Origin of the sequence: Pedobacter namyangjuensis (assembly GCF_003313325.1) — a bacterium.
GTDB classification, from domain to species: Bacteria; Bacteroidota; Bacteroidia; order Sphingobacteriales; family Sphingobacteriaceae; genus Pedobacter; species Pedobacter namyangjuensis.
Window position 1 is genome coordinate 642,480 of sequence record NZ_QMHQ01000002.1, and the last position, 23,753, is coordinate 666,232.

General features: G+C 43.2%; 1 protein-coding gene. It reads right to left on the reverse strand.

Features of this window, described 5'->3' with window-relative positions:
* Window positions 1-6: 6 nt before the first annotated feature.
* Window positions 7-23,325 (reverse strand): tandem-95 repeat protein, encoded by a 23,319-nt coding sequence (locus tag DUT69_RS09985; RefSeq protein WP_113653081.1) that lies wholly within the window; start codon window positions 23,323-23,325, stop codon window positions 7-9.
* Window positions 23,326-23,753: the final 428 nt, after the last annotated feature.

Below are 23,753 nucleotides of genomic sequence, written 5' to 3' on the forward strand. Positions count from 1 at the left end.
TGCTAGTTAGTTTCTGAAATTTCTAATTAAAGTGATAAATCCTTTTTTGACCTCCCATTCGTTGCTGCCTCTTTTCTTAACCTTCAACAGATAATAATAGGTTCCCTCGTTCAAGCCATCCCCTGTCCAATCATTTCTATAACCTTTTCTGTTGAACACTTCGTTACCCCATCTGTTCACTATAGATAGCTCATTTTCTGCGTATTGGTCAAGCCCTCTAATTTCGAAAGTGTCATTTTCACCATCGCCATTTGGCGTAAACACATTTGGAACTTTTACATCTACATAATTTACGTCGATAGTAACGGTAGCTACATTACTGTAATATCCACTGTTATCTTTAACGCGATATGTAAACTTATCTACACCAACATAACCATTGTTTGGTGTGTAGGTAATCGTTCCATCTGCATTAACGGTTACCCTTCCATTTGCTGGCTGGGTTACAATCTCGATGCTTGCTTTGTCTATAGTTGCATTTCCATTTACGTCATTGCCCGTTACCGGAATTACAATTGGCGTATTTACTTTGGTTGTGCCATTATCATCTGTTGCAACCGGAGGTTTTGCAAGAGCGGTAACCGTAGGCGTGTCGTTTGTACCCGATGTACCAGAAGCATCACCCACAGGCGCATTGCTAGGCGTTCTACCGTCAACACGTGCCGTATTGGTTACCGTACCAGCATTTTTATCTGCCTGGGTTAATGTATAAGTTACCGTTTCTGTTACCACAGCTCCAGGAGCCATTGTACCATTAATGGTTCTGTTTAACCCAAGTTTAGCATCTGCCAATACCACATTACTAATAGCCACGCTACCATTATTTGTAATCGTAAAGGTGTAAGTGATGGTATTTCCGTCTGCACTTAGCACTCCTGTTTTTACAAGTGTTAGACTAGCTACTCCGTTTATTGCAACCACAGTCGCATCGTTCGGTGCCGGCGTATTCGGATCATCGGACAAAAGATCGCTAACGATTTCGTTCAATGTATTTCTACCGCTAACGCTTGCTTGGTTACTGAACGAGCCAGAATTAACCTCGGCTTGTGTAAGCGTATGCCTAGCTGTTACGGTTGCGCTGGCGCCTGGCGCCAGCGTAGCAATACTTGCCGGAGTAATCGAGCCTGCATCTGCTCCAGCATCTGTAACCACCACATTTGTTAAAGCAGAAGTTCCAGTGTTTCTAACCGTTAACGTGTAGTTGATAACATCGCCAGCTTTAGTTACCGGAGTGCTACTTGCCACTTTGGTCAGCTCAATACCAGAACTTACTACGTTTACGGTTACCGTAATCGGATCAGAAAGTACATCATCTACAGTTTTTAGTCTGTAGGTGTAAGTATCTGTTCCGGTAAAACCGTTATTTGGCGTATAAGTAATAGTGCCGTTAGCATTAATAACTATTGTTCCGTTAGTTGGATTTGTGCCACCAGCTACAACTGTCGTATTGGTTGCCGACGGACCATCATTTGCTTTTACATCTGTAGTAATTGGCGTATTAATTGGCGTTGTAATATTATCAGCTACACCTACCGGTTTAATTTCGATGATGAAAGTCTGTGGCGATGAAGCATCAACTCCGCCTAAAGCAGTACCGCCATTATCCCTTAGCACAACCGTAACCACTGCCCTACCTACTGCACCAGTTGCTGGCGTATAAGTTAATGTTCCGTTTGGAGCAATTGAAGGTGCCACAGCGAACAAACCAGGATTATTATTGGTTACCACAAAGTTTAGTACCTGTGCATTTTCATCTGCCGGACCTTTGTTTATGTTGGTCGCCCAGTTGTTAATGGTCCTTGCTCCAGAATTAACAGGAATGCTTTCATTTAATCCTTTAGTGAAACTTGGTGCATCGTTAACGGGCGCCACGGTAATGTTAATTGTAACATCTACTGTTCCGCCTTTGCCATCGCTAACGGTAAGCACAAAACTATCTGTACCGTTGTAATTTGCATTTGGCGTATAAACGTAGGCACCTGTTGTAGCATTAAGTGAAACGGTGCCGTTTGCAGGCTGAGTTTTTACGGTGTAAGTAAGTGCATCGCCATCCGGATCTGTTGCGATAACGTTACCACTGTAGTTAAAGTCCTCGTTTATGGTTATTGCAACCGGCGGACTTGTAATTACAGGTGCATCGTTTACTCCTGTTACCGTAACATTTACCGTTATCGTTACTTTACCGCCTTTTCCATCATCAACAGTAACCGTAAAGTTATCGCTACTGTTAAAGTTTGGTTTTGGTGTGTACACGTAGTTTCCAGTAGTTGGATCTATCGTTACCGTTCCGTTTACCGGATTGGTGCCGATTGCATAAGTTAATGCATCGCCATCTATGTCGCTACCCGTTACCTTGCCACTTACCGGTGTATCTTCTGCTGTTGTAACTGCAGGCGCAGTTGCCGTAGGCAGATCATTTACCGCACCAACAGTAATAGTTACTGTAACGTTTGTTACGCCACCTTTACCGTCATCCACCTTGATGGTGAAACTATCTGTACCATTAAAGTTAGGGTTTGGTGTGTAAGTGTAAGTTCCATCTGGATTTACTACAACCGTACCATTTGCAGGATCAGTTCCCTTGCTGAATGTAAGTGGATCTCCATCTACATCTGTTGCAGTTACCGAACCATTTACTGGTGTATCTTCACTGGTAGTTTTGCTATCGCCAGTTCCTACCGGGATATCATTTACTGCCGTGATGTTTATGGTAACAGGAAGATTTACTGTTCCGCCTTTACCGTCATCCACCTTGATGGTGAAATTATCTGTACCCGTTGCATTTGCATTTGGCGTGTAAACATAAGCTCCAGTGGTTGGATTTACGGTTACCGTACCTTTGCTTGGTGCGTTGTTTAAGCTGTAAGTTAGTACATCGCCATCTACATCGGTTGCAGTTACTGCTCCGTTTACTGGCGTGTCTTCTGCAGTTGTTTTGTTATCTCCTGTACCTGTCGGGATATCATTTACTGCGCCTACAGTTATATTTACTGGAACATTAATCACACCACCTTTTCCGTCATCTACCCTAATGGTGAAACTATCCGTTCCATTGAAGTTAGGATTTGGCGTGTAGGTATATGTACCATCCGGATTTACCACAACCGTACCATTTGCAGGATCGGTGCCTTTGGTAAAGGTAAGCGGATCTCCATCTACATCTGTAGCCGTTATCGCACCGCTAACCGGCGTATCCTCGTTAGTGGTCTTATTATCAGCTGTTGCAGTTGGTGCATCGTTTACCGGGGTTATGGTAATATTTACGGTAAGCGTTATTGTTCCAACCTTGCCGTCATCCACCTTGATGGTGAAACTATCTGTACCAGTTGCATTTGGATTTGGCGTGTAGACGTAAGCGCCGGTTGTTGGATTAACCGTTACTGTTCCCTTGCTCGGCTGATTATTTACCGTATACGTTAACGGATCGCCATCTGCATCAGTTACCGTTACGTTTCCATTTACAGGTATATCCTCATTGGTAGTCTTGCTATCGCCGTTACCTACCGGGATATCATTTACAGCCGTTACCGTAATGTTTACAGGAAGTGTGATTATGCCTCCCTTACCATCATCCACCTTGATGGTGAAACTATCTGCACCAAAATAATTTGCATTTGGCGTATAGGTATACGTACCATCAACATTTACAACTACCGAACCGTTTGCAGGATCTGTAGCTTTTGTAAAGGTCAACAGATCGCCGTCTACATCGGTAGCAATCACTGCACCGTTCACCGGAGTATCTTCGTTGGTTGTTTTGGTATCGCCTGTACCTGTTGGTGCATCGTTTACCGAATTAACCGTAATGGTAACCGTTAGGTTTATTGTACCACCCTTGCCGTCATCTACTTTAATAGTGAAACTATCCGTACCGTTGAAGTTTGCGTTTGGCGTGTAGGTATAGGTGCCATCCGCATTTACTACTGCGATACCATTTGCCGGATCGGTCGCCTTACTGAATGTCAGAGCATCGCCATCCAAGTCTACCGCGGTAACCGCACCGTTTACCGGTGTATTTTCGTTGGTAGTTTTGGCATCGCCAGTACCGGTCGGTGCATCGTTTACAGGGGTAACGGTAATGGTAACCGGAACGGATACCATACCGCCATTGCCATCGCTGATGATGATACTGAATGCATCCGGACCGTTGTAATTGGTATTCGGTGTATATACGTAGCTACCGTTCGAGCTTACCGTTACCGTACCATTTGCAGGTACGTTTGCAGGATCCAAGCTAAACGTTAACACATCTCCCTCTACATCGTTACCAAATACCACACCTGTTGCTGGCGTATCTTCCGGTGTAGTTCTATTATCTCCCGTTCCAGTTGGCGCATCGTTTACTGGCGTGATGTTTACATTAATTGTTACAGTAGTTATACCGCCCTTGCCATCGCTTACATTTACGGTAAAGCTGTCCGTACCCGTGGCATTTGCATTTGGCGTGTAGGTAAACAGGCCTGTAGTTGGATCTATTGTAACTGCTCCCTTGCCAGGATTAGCACCAACTGTAAAAGTTAACGGATCGCCGTCGTTATCTGTGGCGGTCAGCTGTCCGCTGAAGCTGGTGTCTTCCGGGGTAGTTCTATTTATAGTTGTACTAGGCACTACTGGTGCATCATTTAACGAACCAATGGTTATGGTTACCGGTACAGTAACCGTACCGCCCTTGCCATCGCTAATGGTAATTGTAAAACTATCAGACCCATTGTAGTCTAGGTTTGGCGTATAGGTGTAGGTACCGTTGGCATTCACAACTACTGTTCCATTAGTAGGATCGGTCGCTTTGCTATAGGTTAAAGCATCGCCATCTACATCTGTACCGTTAACTCTTCCGCTAACAGGCACATCTTCGTCTGTGTTTTTATTATCTCCAGTTCCTGTTGGCGCATCGTTTACAGGAGTTATGGTAATGGTTACAGGTAAAACGATTACTCCGCCATTGCCGTCATCAACCTTAATGCTAAAGCTATCGCTACCGTTTACATTTGCATTTGGCGTATAGACATAGGCGCCAGTTGCTGGATTAATTACAACTGTACCTTTAGCAGGTGCTGTACCTTGTGTAAAGGTTAAGGTATTGCCGTCTGGATCACTTGCCGATACACTGCCAGCAACCGCTACATCTTCAGGAGTTGTTTTTGTATCTCCCGTACCTGTAGGGTTATCATTAACATCAGTAACGGTAATGTTGACCGTGATGATAGCCGTACCACCTTTGCCATCGCTTACTCGAATAGTGAAACTATCGCTACCATTGTAGTTTGCATTTGGCGTGTAAGTGTATGTACCATCGGCATTTACTACAGCTGTACCGTTTGTCGGGTTGGTAGCTTTTGTAAACGTAAGGGCATCGCCATCAATATCGGTTGCAGTTACAACACCGTTTACCGGGGTATCTTCGGCGGTTGTTCTGGTATCATTATTACCTACCGGGATATCATTAACCGGTGTTACCGTAATGTTTACCGGAAGATTGATTGTACCGCCCTTGCCGTCATCCACCCTGATGGTGAAGCTATCGCTACCATTAAAGTTTACCTCTGGTGTATACGTATATGTACCATCCGCATTTACCACGACCGTACCGTTTGATGGATCTGTTGCTTTGCTAAATGTTAAGGCATCACCATCTACATCGGTTGCAGTTACAGAACCACTTACCGCAACATCTTCGTTGGTAGTTTTGTTATCGCCAGTTCCTGCAGGGATATCATTAACAGCATTTACCGTAATATTTACCGTAAGCGTGGTGCTACCTCCCCTGTTGTCGTCCACCTTAATGGTGAAACTATCTGTACCACTGTAGTTTGGATTTGGCGTGTAGGTGTAGGTACCATCTGCATTTACCACAACCGTACCGTTTGCTGGATCGGTAGCCTTGGTGTAGGCCAGTACATCGCCGTCAACATCTGTTGCTACGACCGCTCCGTTTACCGGGGTATCTTCGCTGGTAGTTCTGGTATCTCCAGTTCCTGTTGGCGCATCATTTACAGGGGTAACATTTACATTTACAGTTACCGTTGTCGTACCACCTTTTCCATCGCTCACTGTTACGGTAAAGCTATCTGGTCCGTTATAATTTGGATTTGGTGTGTAGGTGTATGCGCCAGTTGTTGGATCGATAACCACTGTACCTTTTGTTGGGCTGGTAGTTACCGCATAGGTCAACGGATCGCCATCTACATCTGTTGCGGTAATTGTTCCGTTCAGCACGTTATCCTCTGGTGTAGACCTAGTAATTGTTGCGCTTGGCACTACAGGCGCATCGTTCTGCGGAGTAACTGTTATGTTTACCGGAACCGTCACTGAGCCTCCATTGCCATCGCTGATCAGGATATTGAAACTATCCGTACCGTTAAAGTTGCTGTTTGGCGTATAGGTATAGGTTCCATTTGCATTTACAACTACTGTTCCGTTAGTTGGGTCGGTTGCTTTGGTAAATGTTAATGGATCGCCATCAACATCGCTACCCGCAACACTGCCGTTCACCGGAGTATCTTCATTGGTTGTTTTGGTATCACCCGTACCAGTAGGTGCATCATTTACTGGTGTAATATTTATGGTTACCGGCAATGAAATTACACCGCCTTTGCCGTCATCTACCTTGATGGTGAAGTTATCCGTACCATTTGCGTTCGCATTCGGCGTGTATACATAAGCGCCAGTAGTCGGGTTAACGGTTACCGTACCTTTTGTTGGTGCAGTATCCAAAGTAAATCCTAGTGCATCTCCATCGGTATCTGTTGCAGTTACTGTTCCGCTTACAGGCGTATCCTCGCTGGTAGTTTTGCTATCGCCAGTACCTACCGGGATATCATTTACCGAAGTTACCGTAATGTTTACCGGTAACAGAACACTGCCACCTTTACCATCATCAACCTTGATGGTGAAACTATCTGTACCGTTAAAGTTCGCATTTGGCGTATAGGTGTAAGTACCATCTGCGTTTACTACAACCGTACCGTTTGCCGGGTTTGTAGCCTTTGTAAATGTCAGCGCATCGCCATCGATATCGGTTGCAGTTACTGCGCCGTTTACAGGCGTATCTTCGTTGGTGGTTTTTGTGTCTCCTGCTCCAGTTGGTGCATCGTTTACTGCATTTACAATAATGTTTACTGGAAGATTGATCACTCCGCCCTTTCCGTCATCCACCTTGATGGTGAAACTATCTGAACCATTGTAATTTGCATTTGGCGTGTAAGTGTAAGTACCATTTGCATTTACTACAACTGTTCCGTTTGTTGGGTCGGTTGCCTTGGTAAATATCAAGGCATCGCCATCAACATCGGTTGCCGTTACAGCACCGTTTACAGCAGTATCCTCATTGGTAGTTTTGGCATCACCAGTTCCTACCGGGATATCATTTATCGGATTAACCGTAATGTTTACCGTTACGGTTGTGCTACCGCCATTTCCGTCATCTACCTTGATACTAAAGCTATCCGAACCGTTATAATTTGTTATTGGTGTATAGGTGTAAGTTCCGTTTGCATTTACAACCACTGTACCATGCGAAGGATCGCTTGCTTTGCTAAACGTTAATGCGTCGCCATCTACATCGGTTGCACTAACTGCACCACTTACCGCAGTGTCTTCGTTGGTTGTTTTGCTATCTCCAGTGCCTACTGGAGCATCGTTGTCAGAACCGACAATAATATTTACTACAGCTATCACTGTTCCTCCCTTGCCATCGCTTACCAAAACGGTAAAGCTATCTGGACCAGTGTAATCTAATGTTGGCGTATAGGTATAGGTTCCATCTGGATTTACAACCACCGTTCCATTTGCCGGATCGGTCGCTTTGGTATAAGTCAATGGATCGTTCTCAACATCGAACGCCACAACAGAACCACTTACCGGAACATCTTCTGGTGTAGTTTTGCTATCTGCAGGACTGGCCACCGTTGGCGCATCATTTACCGCGGTAACCGTAATATTTACCGTTACGGTTGTTGTGCCACCATTTCCATCATCTAATTTAATAGTGAAACTGTCGCTACCATTATAGTTTGGATTTGGTGTGTAGGTGTAGGTGCCGTTTGCGTTTACCACAACTGTTCCGTTTGCCGGATCGGTTGCTTTGGTAAAGGTAATCGCATCGCCGTCCAGATCTGCACCGCTAACGCTACCATTAACAGGCGTATCTTCGTTGGTCGTTTTGCTATCTCCCGTTCCGGTTGGCGCATCATTTGCAGGTGTAATGGTTACGGTTACAGGGAGATCTATTGTTCCGCCCTTGCCGTCATCCACCTTGATGGTGAAACTATCCGTACCATTTGCGTTTGCATTTGGAGTATAAGTATAAGTTCCAGTTGCCGGATTTACAGTTACGCTACCTTTAGTTGGTGCGGTGTTTAGCGTGTAGGTTAACACATCGCCATCTGCATCAATTGCATTTACACTACCATTTACTGGTGTGTCCTCGTTGGTAGTTTTGCTATCTCCTGTTCCGGTTGGCACGTCATTTACTGGCGTGATGGTAATGGTTACCGGAAGATTGATTGTTCCACCCTTGCCGTCATCCACCTTGATGGTGAAACTATCTGAACCATTTGCGTTTGCATTTGGCGTGTAAACGTAAGCTCCAGTTGTTGGGTTTACAGTTACGCTACCTTTTGTTGGTGTAGTATTTAACGTATAAGTCAATGCATCGCCGTCCAAATCTGTTGCTGTTACAGTACCGTTTACAGGCGTGTCTTCGTTAGTTGTTTTACTATCGCCTGTTCCGGTAGGCACGTCATTTACCGGCGTGATGGTGATGGCTACGGGAAGTTCTATTGTTCCGCCCTTACCGTCATCCACCTTGATGGTGAAATTATCTGAACCGTTTGCATTTGCATTTGGCGTGTAAACGTAAGCTCCAGTTGTTGGATTTATAGTTACCGTACCTTTTGTTGGTACTGTAGAACCTAAAGTGTAGGCTAAAGCATCTCCATCCAGATCAGTTGCCGTTACCGCACCATTTACAGGCGTGTCTTCGTTAGTTGTTTTACTATCGCCTGTTCCAGTTGGTACATCATTTACCGGAGAAACCGTAATGTTTACCGTTAAAATTGTAATGCCACCGTTGCCATCGTTTACGCTGATGTTAAACGTATCTGGGCCATTGTAATTTGCATTTGGCGTGTAGGTATAAGTACCATCTGCATTTACCACAACCGAACCATGGGCTGGATCTGTTGCTTTAGTATAAGTTAGAGCATCACCATCCGCATCAGTTGCGCTAACACTACCATTTACTGGCGTGTCCTCATTGGTTGTTTTGGTATCACCCGTACCTGTTGGCACGTCGTTTACCGGGGTAACAGTAATATTTACAACTGCCGTTACCGAACCTCCGTTACCATCGGTAACTAAAATGTTAAATGTATCTGGACCATTGTAATTGGCATTTGGTGTATAGGTATAGGTACCATTTGCATTTACCACAACCGTACCATTTGCCGGGTCTGTTGCTTTGCTATAAGTTAAGGCATCGCCCTCAACATCAGAAGCTACCACCGCACCGCTAACAGCTACCTCTTCTGGTGTAGTCTTGCTGTCGGCCGGCATAGCAATGGTAGGCGCATCATTTACCGGTGTAATTGTAATTACTACCGGAAGTATGATTGAGTTGCCCTGTCCGTCATCCACCTTGATGGTGAAATTATCTGAGCCATTAGCATTGCTATTTGGAGTGTAGGTGTAAGTTCCATCGGCATTTACCACAACCGTACCTTTTGCCGGAGCGCTTGCTAATGTGTACACAAGCGGATCGCCGTCTACATCTGTAGCCGTTACCGCACCATTTACAGGCGTATCTTCATTGGTTGTTTTAGCATCACCTGTACCTGTTGGTACATCGTTAATCCCGGTAATTGTAATATTTACGTTGGCCGGTGTTGTAGCGTAGGCAGTACCATCGCTACCGTTCCATGTAAATGTTGATGCGCCGTTGTAATTACTTGCCGGCACAAATTTAAGATTTACAATATCTGCGGTATTAATTTCCGTTCCTGCTGTTATTGGCGTACCGTTTAACTGTAACACACCCTGATTTGCAGGAGGTAAAGTAACGATTTGAATTTTGGTTAACGGATTGTTATCGATATCGGTGTATTGAGAAACAAAATCTGAACTTGCAAATGAGATTGCATTATCTTCTGTACCAGTTTTGGTAACATCTGTAACCAGAGGGATATCATTTACCGCAGTTACCGTAATGTTTAAGGTTGATGTTGCCGAACCTCCATTAACATCAACAACTGTATAAGTTATGGTTGGTACAGCACCGTTAAAGTTATTTGCAGGTACAAAAACGTAACTGCCATCTGCATTAATGGTAATGGTACCTGCCGGGATAGTGTATGGAGTGCCCACAGCTATATCGCCAGTTACACCAGCTATTGTAAATTTAGAAACTGATAAAGCATCGCCATCAATATCCGTATCATTAGCCAGTAAACCTTGACCAGCCAAAACATTTAAACTTACATCTTCTGCAACAGTGTTGATATCCGTAGCAGGTGTTGGGTTATCATTAACCGGAGAAATAATGATATCCACCGTTTTCGTGTCTTGTAGAGCTGGCCCGCCGGTGTTGCCTTTATCATCTACAACAACGTTCATCGGGATGGTTCCATTTGCGTTAAGCACCGGTTGGTAAAACACATTGCCATTTGAGATAAACGCGTTTAGGTTAGCAATGCTACCTGTTAAAACAACCGAAGCTGTTCCGCTACCTGTTACCGTTACGCCCGCAGCATTAACAGAAGTTATTACACCTTGTGGCACAGTTAAAGTAACCGTAATATTATTTGCGTTTCCTGCATCTTCATCCCTTACCGAGAAGCTTTTCACCACACCGGCAACATCTTCCTGAATAGTTGTATTGCCCAAAACAGTAATTGCAGGAGGTAAATTGTAGTCTTCCCTCCAATCTCTTTCCGGTGTTCCTGGTGTATCCAGATTAGGGAATGATGTAGGTGTTTGTCCGTTGGTTGGATTTAACAATGCGGTATTGGCATCGTAAGCATCATCCAAACCATCGTTGTCAATATCTACTCCAGATGGAACAATATTAGCAACCCTGTCATTATTTGTATCCCAACCTTCAACCGCATCTTTATCACCATCGTTATCTGCATCTATATCCAGATAATCTGGATCTGCATCGCCATCTGTATTTGTTGGAATAATAGTTACGCCACCATTATTGGTATCGTAGGCATTATCCATACCATCGCCATCGGTATCTACACCACTTGGCGCAATATAACCTGCAGTTGTTTGCGCTTCAATGTTATCCACGATACCATCGCCATCACTATCAATATCTAAGAAATTAGGTTTGCCATCGGTATCGGTATCTCTAATTACCAATGCCGTACCACCATTATCTTTATCTATAATATTGCTTGCACCATCGCCGTCGGTGTCTACTATTGCACCGGTTCCAATTCTGCCATCACCGTCGCCGTCTACACCGCCAGCTTCGATAACATCATAGATACCATCGTTATCACTATCTAAATCAATGTAATTAGGCTTGCCATCTCCATCGGTATCTTTTAAGGTTAATGGTACACCTGCCGGATCGCCCGTTAAAGTGTTGGTGATATTGTTGTAGTTATCTACAATATCTGCAATACCATCCGCATCAACATCGTTATTTAATCCAGTGCCAACTTTTCCATCACCATCTGGATCTGTTCCGCCATTCTCGATGACATCAAATATTCCATCGTTATCAGAATCAATATCAAGGAAATTTGGTTTGCCGTCGCCATCGCTATCTGGTGTTGGAAGAACCGTTCCTCCATTATCCGGATCAACAATATCACTTAATCCATCACCATCGGTGTCGGTAATTTGTCCGGTACCAATTCTGCCATCGCCATCCGGATCAGATCCGCCTGCTTCAATTACATCTGGAATACCATCGCCATCGCTATCTAAATCGAAGTGATTTGGAATACCGTCGCCATCTAAATCTCCAGTACCTTCTATTAAGTCTGGAATTCCATCATTATCGTTATCCTTATCCAATCCATCGGGAATGCCGTCTCCATCTCTATCTTGCGAACTTCTCCAATCCCTATCTCCCCCTGGCTCATCAACATCTGGCATAGATGCTGGTGTTTGTCCACCGTTTGTAGCATAATTTGCTCCTGCCGGATTTGTTGGCACAGTATCAAAAATATCGGCTAAACCGTCGTTATCAGCATCTGGAAGCAAGTCCATAATTCCATCTGGCACAGCTACTCCGGTAAAATTATTAACAAGATCTACTTCCAATGTACTTGTTACCGCATTTTCAAGCCAATCTCTTTTCCCATCGCCCTCTGCGTCAGTATCTACATAATCGGGCGCACTACCCCCATCAATATTCGAATATCCGGATGCAATACCACCATTATTTACATCGTAGGCATCGTCTATACCGTCGCCGTCTGTATCCAAGCCTGTTGGCGCTCTATAAGAAGCTGTTGGCAAGCCTTCGATATTATCTATAATTCCATCGTTATCCGAATCGATGTCGAGGTAATTTGATAAACCATCGTTATCACGATCTTGATTGAACAATGTAGCATCAACAGTTACAAAATCCGGATCAATTAAATCCGAGAGTCCGTCTCTGTCGACATCAACAATTGGTCCTGTACCAATTACACCATCGTTTTCTCCGTCTGGAATAAAGAAGGCAGCTTCAAACGTATCTGGAATACCATCAGCATCGCTGTCTAAATCTAAATAGTTAGGTTTTCCGTCTTTATCTTTGTCTTGCAAAATAAGCGCAGGGTTTCCAAGGGCAGCATCAACGGCATCATTTACACCATTGCCATTTGCATCTACAAAGCTTGCAGCGGTACCATAACGACCATCAAAATCTGGATCGTTTGCTTTATTGCCATTAGATTCTACAGCGTCGGTTATACCGTCGTTATCGCTATCAACATCTAAACGATTAGGAATGCCATCTTTATCTGTATCGCACTCTGTCTGTATTCTTACAAAATAAGTACTCCAACGATTTGGCCCAGATTCATTTGTTGACAGCTCGAACATTTTGCCCACGGTGTAGTCTATAAGTGCATGATGCAGTAAACCATCTGAACGCACAGCGCCTGATATATTTTCTAAGTAATAAGAATTACCAGTACTGCCACTGTTCCAAATAGCACTTGAACCTGTTTGAGCAATAGTTGTGTTTGTACTACCAAGTAAATCAATTGTTCTTCTTTGACCTGGGAAGTATTGCGCACCATGCTCTATACCTACCAATGAAGCAACCGAACCAGAAATTTGCCATAAGGTTTTAGGCAGATCGCCTCTTACATAAAAATCATTGGCCGTTGGGTGCACGTGTGCATTAATAATTGTTACGATAACAGCACCCGAATTTGCTGCGTAACCAAATTTATTACTAATGTCTTTTGTTAACGTAAGGTTAGTTTGTGGAGTTCCGTTGGATGAAATTCCGAAATCTAAAGAAGTTAATTGAATAGTAGATCCAGGATATCCGGCTATAATTGTATTTACGCAGTTATTTTCTGCTGTATCTAAAATACCATCGTTATCATCATCAAGGTCTATCGTGTCAACCACACCATCTCGGTCGCTGTCCAATCCCTGTCTCCAATCTCTATCACCACCAGGATTATCTAAATCTGGGAATGATGTTGGCGTTTGATTATTTGCTGGTTTAAATGTTGACAGATCATTATCAAATGCGTCATCAAGTCCATCATTATCAAAATCATTATTCGATGGGATTTTGTTGGCTACGCCATTATTATCTGTATCGTAGGCCTCAACCGAGTCGGCAATGCCATCATTATCACTGTCAAAATCTAGGTAATCCGGCATGTCGGCCCCATCGGTATTTATTGGTACGATGTTACCTGCCACATCTTTATCGTAGGCGTTATCAATACCATCTTTATCTGTATCTAACCCAGTTGGAGCACGATAACCAGTTGTGGTCTGCGCTTCAATATTATCTACAATACCATCGCCATCGCTGTCTATATCCAAATAATTAGGTCCGCCTTTACCATCTGTATTTGGTAATGGAAGTGGTGTACCGCCATTATTGGTATCCACTATGTTGCTTAAACCATCGCCATCTGTATCGGTTATTGGACCTGTTCCAATTCTACCATCTCCGTCAGGATCTGATCCACCAGCTTCGATTACGTCAGGAATACCATCGCCATCGCTGTCGAGGTCTAAGCTATTTGGAATACCATCACCATCAAAATCGCCATTACCTTCAACAGTATCAGGAATACCATCGTTATCATCATCCTGGTCTATCGAATTTGGAATACCATCTCCATCGGTATCAAAACCTTGTCTCCAATCTCTATCACCTCCCGGATTATCTAAATCTGGGAATGATGTTGGAGTTTGTCCATTAGTTGGATTTACAGCAGAAGCATCTGCATCAAACGCATCATCTAATCCATCATTATCAGCATCTAAATTAGAAGGGACAATGTTTGCTATACCATTATTGTCAGTATCATAAGCTTCGATTGTATCGCTGAAACCGTCGTTATCACTGTCTAAATCTAAGTAATCTGGCAAGTCTGCACCATCAGTATTTGTTGGCACGATGTTACCCGCAACATCTTTATCGTAAGCGTTATCGATACCATCCTTATCTGTATCTAAACCTGTTGGTGCACGGTAACCAGTTGTAGTTTGTGCCTCAATGTTATCAACTATGCCATCGCCGTCGCTATCAATATCTAGATAGTTTGCTCCACCAGTACCATCTGTATTTGGTAATGGAAGTGGCGTACCACCATTGTTAGCATCAACTATGTTGCTCAGACCATCACCATCGGTATCTGTAATTGGTCCGGTGCCAATCCTTCCGTCGCCGTCTGGATCTATGCCACCTGCCTCAATTACGTCAGGTATACCATCACCATCGCTATCCAAATCTAAGCTGTTTGGTATGCCATCTCCATCAAAATCGCCCGTTCCCTCAACCGCATCCGGAATACCATCATTATCATCATCTTGGTCTATTGTATTTGGAATACCATCGCCGTCTGTATCAAATCCCTGTCTCCAATCCCTATCTCCCCCTGGGTTGTCCAGATCTGGGAACGATGCAGGAGTTTGTCCGTTTGTTGGGTTAAATAAGGCATCATTTACGTCGAACGCATCATCTAAACCATCATTATCTGCATCTGCTCCTGCCGGAACTGTATTTGCTACGCCATTATTATCGGTATCGTAAGCTTCGATTGTATCGCTAAAACCATCATTATCACTATCTAAGTCTAGGTAATCAGGCAGGTCAACTCCGTCTGTATTTGTTGGTGTAATTGCTTGTCCACCGTTGTTAGTGTCATAAGCATTATCCAATCCATCGCCATCGGTATCTGTTCCGCTTGGTGCAATGTAGCCCGCAGTTGTTTGCGCCTCGATATTATCAACAATACCATCGCCATCACTATCAATATCAAGGTAATTTGGTTTGCCATCGGCATCGGTATCTGGAACAGCAAGTGGAGTTCCGCCGTTGTTTTTATCAATGATATTACTTGCTCCATCACCATCTGTATCGGTAATTGCTCCGGTTCCTATCCTTCCATCTTTATCCGGATCAACTCCGCCAGCTTCAAGCACATCATAAATTCCATCGTTATCAGAATCTATATCTATGTAATTTGGTTTACCGTCGCCATCGGTATCTCTAACGGTTAAAGGCACTCCAGCCGGATCGCCAACCAAAGTATTTGTTTGGTTATTATAATTATCTACGATATCCGAGATACCGTCTGCATCGATATCGTTTATTACACCAGAACCAATTTTTCCATCACCATCTGGATCTGGGCCACCATTTTCGGTAACATCATATATACCGTCGTTATCAGAATCAAGGTCTAAGAAATTTGGTTTTCCGTCGCCATCGCTATCAGGTGCGGCAAGCGGTGTACCGCCATTATCTGGATCAACTAGGTTGCTCAAACCATCGCCATCGGTATCGGTTATGGTTGCACCTGTGCCAATTCTTCCATCGCCATCAGGATCTGAGCCACCAGCTTCAATTACATCTGGGACGCCATCGCCATCACTATCAAGATCTAAATAATTCGGAATACCGTCGCCATCTGCATCTCCGGTGCCTTCTACCGTATCTGGAATACCGTCGTTATCATCATCCTTATCGATTCCATCTGGCACACCATCTTTGTCAAAATCGGCAATAGTTCTCCAATCTCTATCGCCAGTAGCTAAAGTACGTGGCATAGTGCTAGGCGTTTGTCCGCCGTTTGTTGCATACGCAGCACCTGCCGGATTTGTTGGAACGGTATCGAAAATATCTGCCAAACCATCATTATCAGCATCTGGAAGAATATCCATAATGCCATCGGCACCTGCAGCACCTGTTACATTGTTTTTTACATCAACTTCTAACGTATTGGTAACGTTATTTTCTAACCAGTCTCTTATGCCGTCGTTATCAGCATCGGTATCTACATAATCTGGCGCACTTCCCCCATCTATGTTCGAATATCCACTTGCAATGCCACCGTTATTTACGTCGTAAGCATTGTCTATACCGTCGCCATCGGTATCTAAGCCGGTTGGAGCTCTGTAGGTACTTGTTGGCAAGCCTTCGATGTTGTCAATAATTCCATCGTTATCCGAATCGATATCCAGATAATTCGATAAGCCATCGTTATCACGATCTTGGTTAAACAATACAGCATCAACAGTTACAAAATCAGGATCGATTAGATCCGATAGTCCATCCCTGTCTGCATCTACAATTGCACCTGTACCAATTCTACCATCGTTCTCTCCATCTACTATATAAAATGCCGCTTCAAATGTGTCCGGAATTCCGTCTGCATCACTATCTAAGTCTAGATAGTTAGGTTTTCCATCGCCATCTTTATCTTGAGGAACTAAAGCCGGGTTGCCCAACGCAGCATCAACCTCATCGTGAACACCGTTTGCGTTTGTATCTACAAAACTTCCTGCCGCACCATAACGACCATCGAAATTAGGGTCGTTTGCTTTGTTGCCATTGGCCTCAACTGCATCGGTAATACCATCATTGTCGCTATCAACATCTAAACGGTTCGGAATTCCATCGCCATCTGTATCAATATTGCCTTCAATCGAATCTAAAATTCCGTCATTATCATCATCAAGATCAATCGTATCAACTATGCCATCTCTATCACTATCAAGCCCTTGCCTCCAATCTCTATCGCCACCCGGGTTATCCAAATCAGGGAATGAAGCAGGTGTTTGAGCATTTGAAGGATTAACAACAGATGTGTTGCTGTCGAAAGCGTCATCAAGTCCGTCATTATCCGCATCGATATTTGAAGGTACAATGTTTGCAACGCCATTGTTATCCGTATCGTAGGCTTCAATGGTATCGCTAAACGTATCGTTATCACTATCCAGATCCAAGTAATCTGGCAAATCGGTTCCATCTGTATTTGTTGGCACGATATTACCCGCTATATCTTTATCATATGCATTATCTATACCATCTTTATCGGTATCCAATCCCGTTGGAGAACGGTAACCCGCTGTGGTTTGTGCTTCGATGTTATCTACAATGCCATCGCCGTCGCTGTCAATATCCAGGTAATTTGCTCCGCCTGTACCATCGGTATTTGGCAGTGGAAGCACTGTGCCGCCATTATTTAAATCAACTATGTTGCTCAGACCATCGCCATCGGTATCTACGATTGGTCCAGTGCCAATTCTTCCATCGCCGTCAGGATCTGCCCCCCCTGCTTCAATTACATCGGGTATACCATCGCCATCGCTGTCTAAGTCCAAGCTGTTAGGAATACCATCGCCATCAAAATCGCCCAATCCCTCAACAGCATCTGGAATACCATCATTATCATCATCTTGGTCTACAGTATCTGGAACACCATCTCCATCGGTATCAAAACCTTGTCTCCAATCCCTATCACCACCAGGGTTGTCTAGGTCTGGGAAAGAAGACGGTGTTTGACCGTTAGTTGGATTAATAAGCGCATCGTTGGCGTCAAATGCATCGTCAAGTCCGTCATTATCCGCATCGGAACCTGCCGGAACCGTATTCGCTACGCCATTGTTATCGGTATCGTAAGCTTCAATTGTATCACTGAAACCGTCGTTATCACTGTCTAAATCTAAATAATCTGGCTGGTCTGCGCCATCGGTATTTGTTGGCACGATGTTACCTGCCACATCTTTATCGTATGCATTATCTATACCGTCTTTATCGGTATCCAACCCTGTTGGAGCACGGTAACCAGCTGTGGTTTGCGCTTCGATATTATCCACTATTCCGTCTCCATCACTATCAATATCAAGGTAGTTTGCTCCACCTGTACCATCTGTATTTGGTAAAGGTAGCGCAGTTCCGCCATTGTTTAAATCAACTATGTTGCTCAAGCCGTCGCCATCGGTATCGGTAATTGGTCCAGTGCCAATTCTGCCATCGCCGTCTGGATCTGTGCCACCAGCTTCTATCACGTCAGCGATACCATCGCCATCACTATCTAAATCTAAACTATTTGGAATGCCATCTCCATCAAAGTCGCCCGAACCTTCAATTGCATCCGGAATACCATCATTGTCATCATCTTGATCAGTGGTGTTTGGAATACCGTCATTATCACTATCAAGCCCCTGTCTCCAATCTCTGTCTCCACCAGGGTTATCTAGATCTGGGAATGAATTTGGGGTTTGTCCGTTTGTTGGATTGAAGACTGCATTGTTGGTATCAAACGCATTATCAAGTCCATCGTTATCTGTATCGGCACCTGCCGGAACTGTATTTGCTACGCCATTATTATCGGTATCGTAAGCTTCAATCATATCGCTGAAACCGTCATTATCACTGTCTAGATCAAGGTAATCGGGCAAGTCTGTTCCATCTGTATTTACCGGAGTAATTGCAACACCACCGTTGTTGGTATCATAAGCATTATCCAGTCCATCACCATCTGTATCTGTACCACTTGGCGCAATATAACCAGCTGTAGTTTGTGCTTCGATATTATCAACTATACCATCGCCATCGCTGTCAATATCCAAGTAATTTGGCTTACCGTCGGCATCGGCATCTGTTCCCCCTTCAATGCTGTCTAAAATTCCATCATTGTCAGAATCTAAATCCCTGTAGTTTGGTTTACCGTCTCCATCGGTGTCCCTAGCTGTTAGAGGTATTCCTGCCGGATCGCCTACTAGTGTATTCGTTTGGTTGTTGTAGTTATCCACCAGATCTGAAATTCCATCAGCATCAACATCATTAATAACACCAGAACCAATTTTTCCGTCGTTATCCGGGTCTGTGCCTCCGTTTTCAATTACATCGAAAATACCGTCGTTGTCAGAGTCCAAATCCAAAAAGTCTGGATTTGCATCGCCATCACTATTGATAGGTATATATCCAGCACCGGCAGCAGTAGGAACTCCATTTGCGCCTACCGAACCTCCAACTCTTCCGTCGTTATTTAATGATGTTCCACCAACTTCTAAAATATCCGGAAGACCATCGCCATCAGAGTCGAGGTCGAGGTAATTAGGTATTCCATCTCCATCCAAATCAGCTGTTCCCTCAACTGTATCGAGTATACCATCATTATCATCATCAAGGTCAATATCATCAGGTATACCATCACGATCTGAATCTGGTGCCTGTCTCCAATCTCTATCGCCACCTGGCAATTGTACATCTGGCATTGACGCTGGGGTTTGCGTACCATTTCTTGCATAGTTTGCACCAAGCGGATTTGTTGGCACTAAATCGTAAATATTTGCTAAACCATCGTTGTCAGAATCAGGAAGAACGTCCATAACGCCATCAGCACCTGCTGCACCTGTGGCATTATTTACGTTGTCTACTTCTAATGCACTTACAACATTATTTTCAAGCCAATCTCTTATGCCGTCGTTATCGGCATCAGTATCAACATAATCTGGCGCACTACCACCATCAATATTTGAATAGCCACTTGCAATACCCCCATTATTTACGTCGAAAGCATTATCAATTCCATCTCCATCGGTGTCTAAACCTGTAGGCACTCTAAAGCTGGCAGTAGGTAATCCTTCAATAAGATCTATAATACCATCGTTATCAGAATCAATATCCAAATAGTTTGATAAGCCATCGCCATCACGGTCTTGATTAAATAATACAGCATCAACAGTTACAAAATCAGGGTCTATTAAATCTGAAAGGCCGTCCTTATCGGCGTCTACAATTGCACCGGTACCAATTCTACCATCATTTTCGCCATCTACAATGTAAAACGCTGCCTCGAAAGTATCCGGAATACCATCGGCATCACTGTCTAGATCTAGGTAGTTTGGTTTTCCGTCTCCGTCTTTGTCTTGAGGAGTTAAAGCTGTATTGCCTAATGCCGCATCAACCGCATCATGAACACCATTATTGTTCGAATCTACAAAACTACCTGCTGCACCATAACGACCATCAAAATTAGGATCGTTTGCTTTATTACCATTGGCTTCAACAGCATCTGTGATACCATCGTTATCAGAGTCTACATCAAGGCGGTTCACAATTCCATCGCCATCGGTATCTAAATCAGAACAACTTGTTATAAAGGCTAAGGTGTAAGTTCCATCACTTTCAAGATCGTAATAGCTGATCACAAGTTTTTTTATGGATAGCCCATCGAGATTTATCTCAACGCTTCCTCTTCTAGTACCTGAAGGCACATCAGTGCTACTACTCGAAAATAAATTACCGCTTCTAGTTACCTGATAACCTGAAGTACCTGTATAAAGTGAAACATTAGAGGCTTGAAGCGTGATTAGATTATTATTTTGATCGTATGCATCAACTTGAATTCTGTCTCCAGCATCTATATCATTTAATCTAAATTTTAATGTCTGTAAAGGTAAAGAAAAGTCGAAGGTACTTTGAATACGATTTGCGAAGCTTCCGGTTGTGTTATCACTGTGCCCAATCCTTACTCCTCTTTCGCCAGCAAAATGTGTGTCGCTTATTTGATCAACATTTTTTACCGCATTACCGAATAATTGGTGCGTTACCGTAATTCTGGATTCTCCCAGTTTGATAATATTATTTTGGAAAAATGTTGCGCTATTCTCTTGATTTGTATAAGTATCTAAAGGATTTGTGGCCGTACAACTTGTTTCCAAAACATCCAGAATACCATCGTTATCATCATCCAAATCAAGCGGATCAATAATTCCATCGCCATCTGCATCTGGACTTACTAATACGCCGCTTGCCGTTTTAATATTATTACAACCCACACCACTCGGACTTGCATTACATTCTGTATCTGCATTGTTAGAGTAAGCCAAATTAACTTTATCCGTAGCATCTGGATCTTCTACATCTTTAGGACGCAGAATAGTTGCTCTTGGAGTGATGGTAGTGTTAACCAAAGATGCGCCCGCAGTACCTGTAATTACATAGGTTGCTTGAGAACCCGATGTCATATTTAGGAGCGATGTAAAACTTGTTGAAGTAGTTGCTGGCGAAGAGGCTGTAACTGTTCCTGCGTTTTGGGTTAATACCGCAGAAGTTACGTTAAAGCCTAAAGGAAATTCGAACGCAAATTGTGCACCAGTAACGTTAGAGATACTGGTGGAATTGTTAAGATTTTTAACAACTACTGTATAAACTACTTGTTGTCCTTGCCTTATCTGACTGGCAGGCGTGCTGATGCTAGTTACCTCTAGATCTGCAACATTTATTGAAACAGAAACGGATTTTACACTCTCTGCACCAGGAACGAAGGTGTAGGTATCTAACGCTCTGTTATTACCATAATCACTCAATCCAGCGCCAGGTTTTGCACCAAATTTATGTCCATTACTATTACTAGATATGGTATTGATTGGGAATTTTGCTACTTTAGGATTAGCTGGTGTACCCGTATTTGTGATATCCGAATCATCCCAATAAACTACGTCTGAGCCTGGAATAATATTGTAGTTACCATCAACCGTAAGCTGCTCGATAATTAACCCATTTGGATTACTCTCCATGTCTATAAACGGAAAGTGAACCTCGCCTCCAAACAATTGAATCTTGATATCAAAATTGGTATTACCTGAGCTAAGATTATTGCCTGGATCAACCGGATTGGCGGCAGAAACCCCTGCTTTTCCATCCCAGAATATAGTATTAGCTCCCTGACTTGCTGGGCCCGTTAAAATTCTATCTACAAAATTCCCATTTCCTGGAATAATTATCTTGTAAGTTCCGGTAATGTTCGAATCAAAAGAAATATATGCTCCTTTAGAACTTAGGCTTGTTGGCGATCCTTCTACCCCCATGAATGTGATATTGGATGCAGTAGGCAAAATTGTGGTCGCCGGCACAAACCAGGTACTGCCTCCTTGAATATTTGCCGTTGCTGGAAGTTGACTGTTAGGCTTTGTGTAAAATATCTTATGGGTTATCGCATCTGCGTTATCTGCTGTTCTCGGATCTTTTATGCTTAATCCTGTAACCGTATTAAAACTCTTATATGTTGCCGTACCAGATCCATTTGTACCGTTAGTGAACCCCTTATTGTTAACCAAAAATGTAAAACCTACACCATTACTGCCATTTTCGCTAACTTTATAAGAATAGCCGTCTTTTGTTAGCACATAATGAGTGCCGTAAAAGCCTCCATTCGTAAAGTTATCATCAATGAGTAAGTTGAACACGTTTACATATACCCTACCGCTTATAGGAGTTGTGGTTGTAGTATTTGCGAAAACCGAAACATCCCAAGCCGCGATTAACTGATTTGTACCTTGAGACCAATTTGCATCTGCAGCCAAACTTGGTAAGCCACCATAAGCCGGAGAAGCGGCCGCGATAAAATCAATTTTCCACACCCCTTCTTGCGCAGCAGTAGCAACTCGTTCAAATGGCTTGTAACCTATTCTTGCACCCGCCAATTCTGACGCTCTGTTAGTTGCCATTGCGGCTAATCCAGCTACTGGTTGATTTACAGCATGTTGGTAAATCCTTCCAATATTATCCGTTGTTGAAAGGTAAATAGTTCCATCCGGAGCTGTAAACCTAATCCTTCCGGCGGATATATTTTGAACACTCGATGCGGCTGTTATTGACTCGCCTGCTCTAACATAAGCAAAATGCGTTCCTTCCGTAATAAAAGGAAATGAAGAGGCTGTTAATGCACCATTATTAGTTGCCGACCCTAAAAAAGCTCTATTACCTTGTACTCCGGATGGATAAAAATCTTTAGAACCCTCTGCGAAGGCTGATGAAAAAAAAATGCATACACATGCAATAAGTACGAGAACTTCGCGTTTAATAATCCAGATGGATCTCATAACAGTTGAGATAACGATAAAACAAAAACAATAGGTTAAATAGGTAATTTTTTTAAATGCTACATGAGCGTTTAGGTCTATTTCATGGCCTTTCCGCACAAAATTAAAGTCGATCTAATTGATTGACTTTTAACATAGAATTAAGAAAATTTACTTAAAACTAATTCACGATATTCTAAAAAGCAATTTTTTTTACACAATTAACTAATGATTAATATTTCGAGCTTAAATTCGTGATATTCAACCAATAGTTAATATTAAGCGATGTCTTAGTCGTAAAAATACAGCACGCAATTTTGTTTTTGCAGATCAAAAAAAATAAATCGTTGTAGGCGTCCGTTAAAAAGCCGGATCAAATTAACAGTTATAGTTGATGCCTATCAAACAGTTTTTCAAGGGTAGATTTGTTGACGATCAAAATGTTTCAG